General features: G+C 64.9%; 5 protein-coding genes and 1 tRNA gene. 2 read left to right on the forward strand and 4 right to left on the reverse strand.

Annotated elements, in window-relative coordinates; translation table 11 throughout:
- Window positions 1–28 precede the first annotated feature (28 nt).
- The 4 genes from GXY01S_RS10560 to GXY01S_RS10575 are packed head-to-tail and all read right to left on the reverse strand — an operon-like array spanning window position 29 to window position 5,359.
- Window positions 29–1,714: an ABC transporter substrate-binding protein gene (locus GXY01S_RS10560; RefSeq protein ID WP_061274861.1), complete on the reverse strand. Its 1,686-nt coding sequence runs from the start codon at window positions 1,712–1,714 to the stop codon at window positions 29–31.
- Window positions 1,715–1,731: 17 nt separating this feature from the next.
- Window positions 1,732–2,361: an SCO family protein gene (locus tag GXY01S_RS10565; protein WP_061274863.1), complete on the reverse strand. Its 630-nt coding sequence runs from the start codon at window positions 2,359–2,361 to the stop codon at window positions 1,732–1,734.
- Window positions 2,361–5,129, reverse strand: a complete 2,769-nt coding sequence (polA, locus tag GXY01S_RS10570; protein ID WP_061274865.1) for a DNA polymerase I — start codon at window positions 5,127–5,129, stop codon at window positions 2,361–2,363. The genes GXY01S_RS10565 and polA overlap by 1 nt, the downstream gene beginning before the upstream one ends.
- Window positions 5,130–5,143: 14 nt before the next feature.
- A complete protein-coding gene (locus GXY01S_RS10575) occupies window positions 5,144–5,359 on the reverse strand; it encodes a zinc-finger domain-containing protein (RefSeq protein ID WP_061274867.1) in 216 nt (71 codons plus the stop codon).
- A 76-nt stretch (window positions 5,360–5,435) separates the two neighbouring features.
- On the opposite strand from GXY01S_RS10575, the gene GXY01S_RS10580 reads away from it, so the two are divergent.
- Together GXY01S_RS10580 and GXY01S_RS10585 are read left to right on the forward strand one after the other, a co-directional pair.
- Entirely contained in the window at window positions 5,436–6,518 is a 1,083-nt protein-coding gene (locus tag GXY01S_RS10580; RefSeq protein ID WP_165165717.1) for an alpha/beta fold hydrolase, read from the forward strand.
- Between the two features lie 55 nt (window positions 6,519–6,573).
- A tRNA-Arg gene (locus GXY01S_RS10585) sits at window positions 6,574–6,650 on the forward strand.
- Window positions 6,651–6,920: the final 270 nt, after the last annotated feature.

Here is a 6,920-nt window from a genome sequence, read left to right on the forward strand (position 1 = left end):
ACCCAAAAACTTTTATTCCGTATCTTCCTTACTGCACCCACACGCGTGAAAAGGCCATGTGATACAGGCTGGTCACGAAATAATGGCCCAGCCGGGGCGAGACGAGATCGACATACCGCGTGCTGATCATGGGGGCACCGGGTGCGAGGCGGGTGATGCGGTCATCCACCTGCCCCCACAATGCCAGCGCCACGTGCGGGTCGGGTTCGCTACGGATACGCGCCACGAGCCCCTGCACCACCGGGTCGCACAGGCCGGACATGTTGATGGAACTGTCGGAACCGGGATGGAAGTTCTCGCAGCCAAACAATGTGTCAAGAAAGTTGGAGGGCGAGGCGTAATCCGCATACCACCCCAGCAGGCTGATCTGCACATGGTTGGCGGTATTGGCCGCGTAAGTGCCCTCCATGGCGGGCGAGAGCGGATGCAGCCGCGCGTGGTAGCCAATCGCCTCGAGCATGTCGCGCAGATAGGTGCCCATGCTCACATACATGGCGGTGGCGGGCACGATCAGGGTCACGTCCATGCCCTCCGTGCCGCTTTCATGCACAAGCTGGCGGGCGCGTTGCAGGTCCGGGTGCGCCCAGGGCGTTGCCGGGTGGTCGGGGTCGGCGCCGCGCGTCCAGGCACACGCGCCATCACCGGGCAGCAGGCCGGGGGGCACCATGCGGCACAGCGGGGCTGCAATGCCCGACCCGCCGTACAGGATGGTCATAGCGCGGCGGTCAAGCGCGTAGTTTACGGCCTCGCGCGCCTTGGGCTGGTCAAAGGGCGGGATGTTGACGTTCATCGGCAGGAAGATCAGGCCATAAAGCGACGATACATGCACCTGCGCCGTGTAGCGGCTGCCGATCTCGCCCAGCCGGTCAAGCGGCTTGAGGCCCGCCATCCAGTCATATTGCCCGCGCTCGACGGCGGTAACCGCATCTTCTTCCGACAGGCCGAAATCATAAACGATACGGTCCACATACCCATCGGGCTGGGCCGCCTCGCTCCATTCATGAAAATAGGGGTTGCGCGCGAGCACCAGCCCGCGCTCGGGGTCGGATGACACGATCTGGTACGGCCCCGTGCCAGGGGCGGCCACATTGCCCAGGTCATGCGCGGGCGTGGAAGCTGGCAGGATGGTGGCATGGCCGAAGGCGAGTTTTTGCGGGAATTCCGAGTCAGGCTGGGTCAGGCGGATGGTGATGCGGCGGGTGGCGGGGTCGGTCTCCACGCCGCCTTGCAGCGTGCAGTGCGTACTATTACGCAGGCAGGCATCCGCCCCCACTATGGTACCGTAAAACGAACCTGCCGTGGGCGTGCCCACCTTGAAGATGCGCCGCAGGGACGCTGCCACGTCCTCCACCGTAACCGGCGTGCCATCTGAAAAGCGGATGCCATCGCGCAGGGTGAACACCCATGTGCGGCCGCCATCACGCGGCTCGGGCATGGCCTCGGCCAGATCAGGCACCACCTGGTTGCCTGCCGGCCCCTCCAGCTTGGGATAGGTGAGCAGCCCGTCATAGATGACGGTGGCAAGCTGCATGTACTGGCTGGTGTAGCTGATCTGCGGGTCAAGCGTGCCGGAAGCACTCGCCGCCGTCAGCCGCAGGGTGCCGCCGCGATGCGGGCTGCCCTGCGTGCCTTGTGCAAAGCCCGTGGCAGGCAGCGCGTGCAGGCCGCTGAGCATGAGCACGACAATGCCCAGCCGATGGCACAATGCCCGCATGCGCTGGCCCGCCCGGTTCAGTTATGCGCCGCGGGTGACATGAGTTCCGTCATGCGGGCCGTGATGTCGGCTGCCGTGGCGGTGGCGGGCAGGCTGCCCTCATAGCGCCCGGTGGGCGACATGATCACGATCTGGCTGGCAGGCTCCATGCTGTAATCCCCATTGGCGCCATCACGCCGCACGTAAGGGGCATGATACTCCTTGGCCACGGCCTGGATCATCTTGGGCGAGCCGGTCATGACCGTGACATGCGAGCCATAGCGCAGGGCATAGGTGCGCAGCACGTCGGAGTTGTCGCGCATGGGGTCAAGCGTGATGAAAATGGGCACCACCAGCCGCACGCGGTCATGGCCCAGCGCTTCCACGCCCTCGGCCATCGCCTTGACGGTCGCGCCACATACATCATCAGGGCAATGGGTATCGCCAAAATAGATCAGCATCCACCGGCCACGGAAGTCGGTGTCGAGCACCGAGCCATCCGCCCCGTTGATCAGCCTGAACGACCCGCCAACCGGGTTGCCATAAGTGGTCAGCGGCACGGGCGCGCTATCGGAATAACGGTAGCCGAAATACCCCGCCACCGAGGAGACCGCCAGTATCAGCAACCCGACCAGCATGAAAAACCGGTCCCGTTCATTTCGCATCATCAGTGTGCATCCGCCCAGTTCGTTCCGGTCCCGGTTTCCACGACCAGGGGCACAGACAGGGCCGCCGCGGATTCCATGACCTGTTTGACGAGGGCTGCCAGACGATCAGCATCATCCTTGCGCACCTCGAACACAAGTTCGTCATGGACCTGAAGGAGCATGCGTCCGTCAAGCCCCGCATCGGACAGGGCGGCAGGAATTCGCACCATGGCGCGTTTGATGATGTCGGCCGCCCCCCCCTGCAACGGGGCATTGATGGCCTGCCGCTCGGCATAGTTGCGGCGCACCGCACTCTTCTCGGCAATGCCCGGCACAAAGCAGCGGCGGCCAAAGGGTGTCGTGACATAGCCGTTCTTGCGTGCCTCCGCCTTCACGCGCTCCATGTAGTCGCGGATGCCGGGATAACGGGCGAAATAGGCATCGATGTAACCCCGTGCCTCACCGGGGGAAATGCCAAGCTGGCGGCTCAGCCCGAAAGCGCTGATGCCGTAGATGATGCCGAAATTGATCGCCTTGGCACGCCTGCGCGTGAGCGGGTCCATGCCCTCAAGCGGAATGCCGAACACTTCGGAGGCGGTGCGGGCATGAATGTCCTGCCGCAGCTCGAACGCCTCGCGTAATGCGGGAATATCCGCCACATCGGCCAGCAGCCGCAGTTCGATCTGTGAATAATCCGCCGAGACCAGCACATGACCCGGTTCCGCCACAAAGGCGCGGCGGATGCGCCCGCCCTCTTCCGTGCGGATGGGGATGTTCTGCAGGTTGGGGTCGTTCGATGACAGGCGGCCCGTTGTCGTTACCGCCATCTGGAAGGATGTGTGCACGCGGCCCGTGGCGGGGTTGATCTGGTTGAGCAGCGCATCGGCATAGGTGCTCTTGAGCTTGGCCAGTTGCCGCCACGCCAGGATCCGCGCGGGCAGGTCGTGGCCCTGGTCGGCCAGGTCCTGCAACACCGCCGAATCCGTGCCCCATGCGCCCGCCTTGGTGCGCTTGCCGCCGGGCAGGCCCATCTCGTCAAACAGGATCTCGCCAAGCTGCTTGGGGGAGCCGACATTGAAGTCACGCCCGGCCAGCTTGTGAATCTCGGCCTCGATCACTGCCATGCGGCCCGCGAATTCGGTGGACATGGCGCGCAGGTCATCGGCATCGACCTTGATGCCCGCCCGCTCCATATCCGCCAGAATGGGCACCAGCGGGCGCTCCATTTCCTCATACAGCGCCAGTGCCTTGTTGTTGCGCAGCTGGGGCCTGAGCACCTCCCACAGGCGCAGGGTCACATCCGCGTCTTCCGCCGCATACGGCGTGGCGCGGTCAATCGCCACCTGCGAGAACACGACCCGCTTGCGGCCCGTGCCGGTTACTTCATCATAGGGGATGGGCGTGTGATCGAGCGTGAGGCGCGAAAGCTCATCCATGCCCTGCCCGTGCTGGCCCGCGGACTGCGCGTAAGAGATCAGCATGGTGTCATCGATCGGGGCAGGCTGCACGCTGCCTGCCTGTGTCAGCACCAGCAGGTCGAACTTGGCGTTCTGGAATACCTTGAGCACTGACGGATCGGCAAAAAGCGGCCCGAGGATTTCCAGCGCGGTCTGCGCCTTCATCTGGGGTGTGCCCGCGCTGTCCATCAGGTCAACCTGATGGCCCAGCGGAATATAGCACGCACGCCCGCAGCGCGGCGCAAGCGAGATGCCGACCAGCGGGGCCGTGAGCGGGTCCAGCCCGTCGGTTTCGGTATCGACCGCGCACACGCCGCCTGCGCGGGCCTCGCTGACCCATTCCCGCAACATCTCGGGGTCGGTTATGGTGATGTAGGGGCCATACGGCTCCGGCGGAAAGGCCGGGCGTGGCGCCACCGGGGCCGCCGCCAGCGTGTCATGCGCCGAGATGCGCGGGCGCGGCTTTGCCTTGAGCCCCATGCGCTGCAACAGCGATGAAAACCCCATATCCGACAGCCATGCGCCCAACCGCTCCATGTCCACATCGCAGCAGCCCAGATCGGCCAGCTTCTCGGGGCAGGGCGCGTCCTCGCACAGCGTGACGAGCTTGTAGGACAGGCGGGCCATGTCGGCATGGGCCAGCAGGTTCTCGCGCCGCTTGGAAGGCTTCATGCCCTCCGCACCCGCCAAGATGGCATCAAGCGAGCCATATTCCGCCATCAGGGCCGATGCGGTCTTGGGGCCGATTCCGGGCACGCCGGGCACGTTGTCCACCGGGTCGCCGATCAGGGCCTGCACCTGCGCCACGCGGTCCGGGGTCACGCCAAACTTGGCCTCGACCTCCTTCGGCCCGATCGGCCGGTTCTTGATCGGGTCCATCATCATCACGCCGGGGCGGATGAGCTGCATCAGGTCCTTGTCGGATGAATAGATGGTGCACTGCCCGCCCGCATCGGTGGCCTTGCGGGCGTAGGCTGCGATCAGGTCATCGGCTTCCCAGCCTGCCTGCTCGATGGCGGGCACGCCAAAGGCTGCCGTGGCATCGCGCACGAGGCTGAACTGCGGGCGCAGTTCCTCGGGCGGTTCGGGGCGGTGGGCCTTGTATTCGCCATACAGGTCATTGCGGAAGGTATGGCGGCCTGCATCGAATATGACGGCCAGATGCGTGCCCGCATGCTCGCGCAAAAGCCGCGAGAGCATGTTGGTGAAACCATAGACCGCGTTGACGGGCGTGCCATCGGGGCTGGTCATGGGCGGCAGGGCGTGGAAGGCGCGGAAGATATACCCCGAGCCATCCACCAGGATCAGGTGAAGTGGCGTGTCGCTGGACATGGATGTAGAGGCTGTCAGTGCGCGTCACCCGCCGGTGCATCGGGGTTGAGCACGAACAGGCGGGAGCAGTAGGGGCAGAAGGTCTGGTGACGGCCGATGCGCAGGAACACGCGCGGGTGGCCGAGCGCGCCGAGGCCACCATCACAGGACAGGGTGCGCGAATCGACCACGATGGTTTCAATCGTGCCCAGGCGGGGGTGCGGTGCGGGATCGTGGGACAGGGCTTGCATTCTGATCGGCCTCGGGTTGTTGTCCGGCTTGGATTTGCATGGCGCGCCCGATGGGCAGGCCATGCGCTGGCCCATGATGATACGCAGGATTGCCGTGCTTTCAAACATTCGCCTGTCACGCCTGCTTTATCCAGCGCTTTTTGTGATGTTGACCGCCTGCGCCACCCATGAGGCCCCGGCCCCCACGCCGCCCGCGCGGCATGCCGGACTCGCCCGCCTCATACCGCCTGACCGCGTGGTGGATATTGCGGGCGTGGGTGCCGTGCCATTGCGCCTCTGGCCCGCCCGTGGGCCGGAACGCGCGGTGATTGTAGCGCTGCATGGCTTCAATGACAGCCGCGATGCGTGGGAGCGCCCGGCCCCGGCACTCAATGCCGCCGGGCTGAGCGTGGTCGCCCCCGACCTGCCCGGCTTTGGCCAGACACAGGCACGCGGCGGTTGGGTGGGCACGGACATGCTGCGCCGCACGGTCAGCACTCTGCTCACCACCATCGGGCGTGAACACCCTGGCGTGCCGCTCTACATCATGGGCGAGAGCATGGGCGGCGCACTGGCCGCCGTAATGGCGGCCCGGCCTGACGTCCTGCCGGTAGCAGGCACGATCCTGCTGGCTCCGGCGTTGTGGGATCTGGACGCGGGCGCGCGCCTGACCACCCACCTGATGGCGGCCATGGCCCCGCGCTGGCGGCTGAGCGGGCGCGAACTGCCCGTGCATGTGACCGCAGCCGATGACCAGTTGGCCCTTGCCCGCCTGTACTACGACCCGCTGACCCTACGCGACACATCAACCACGGCGCTCGCCGGGCTGACCGACCTCATGCATCAGGCCGCCCATGCCAGCGCCCACATGCATGGCCCCGTGCTGGTGGTGTATGGTGGGCGCGACCAGATCGTGCCCGCCGCCGCCATGGCGCGGGCGTGGCGGCACATGCCAGATGGCACAAGGCTGGATTACATACCCAACGGCTACCACCTGCTGACCCGCGGGCGGGCAGGCGAGAAGGTGACGGCGGACCTGACAGGCTGGATCCTGCACCCCGAACGCTTCCTGCCCTCGGGCGGGGATGCGGCGGCGGCGGCATGGATGGCCGAACCCGCTGGCCACGACGCCCCGCTGCCCATCCTGCCCGGACGGATGGACGCAATCGCGCCGCGATGATTTTTCCCGATTGGGGCTGGCGTTCCGGCCTGTGGCGATGTATGCAGGCGTGAGTGGACTCGTAGCTCAGCTGGATAGAGCGTCGCCCTCCGAAGGCGAAGGTCGAAGGTTCGAATCCTTTCGAGTCCGCCATTCCCAGATAAAATATAATAATACCATTTATTTAGATGGTAGTTTATTATCAGATAAAAGTTTCCGGGTGTCGCCTTTTTTCAAAAAGGCGACGTTTTTCAAAGCTTTTTGAAAAAAGCTTTACCAAAGAATTTTATACTTCCAAGGTATTATCGTGCTTGCCTGTTCAAACGGCCTCTTATCGCCGCAGCGTGGCAAAAGGCCGGAGTGGCTGCGGGGCAGGCACGCAGTCATCCGCGCGCCATGACCGGATCAGCCCATCAGTAACCT

It is taken from the genome of Komagataeibacter xylinus NBRC 15237, from assembly GCF_001571345.1.
Taxonomy (GTDB): Bacteria; Pseudomonadota; Alphaproteobacteria; order Acetobacterales; family Acetobacteraceae; genus Komagataeibacter; species Komagataeibacter xylinus.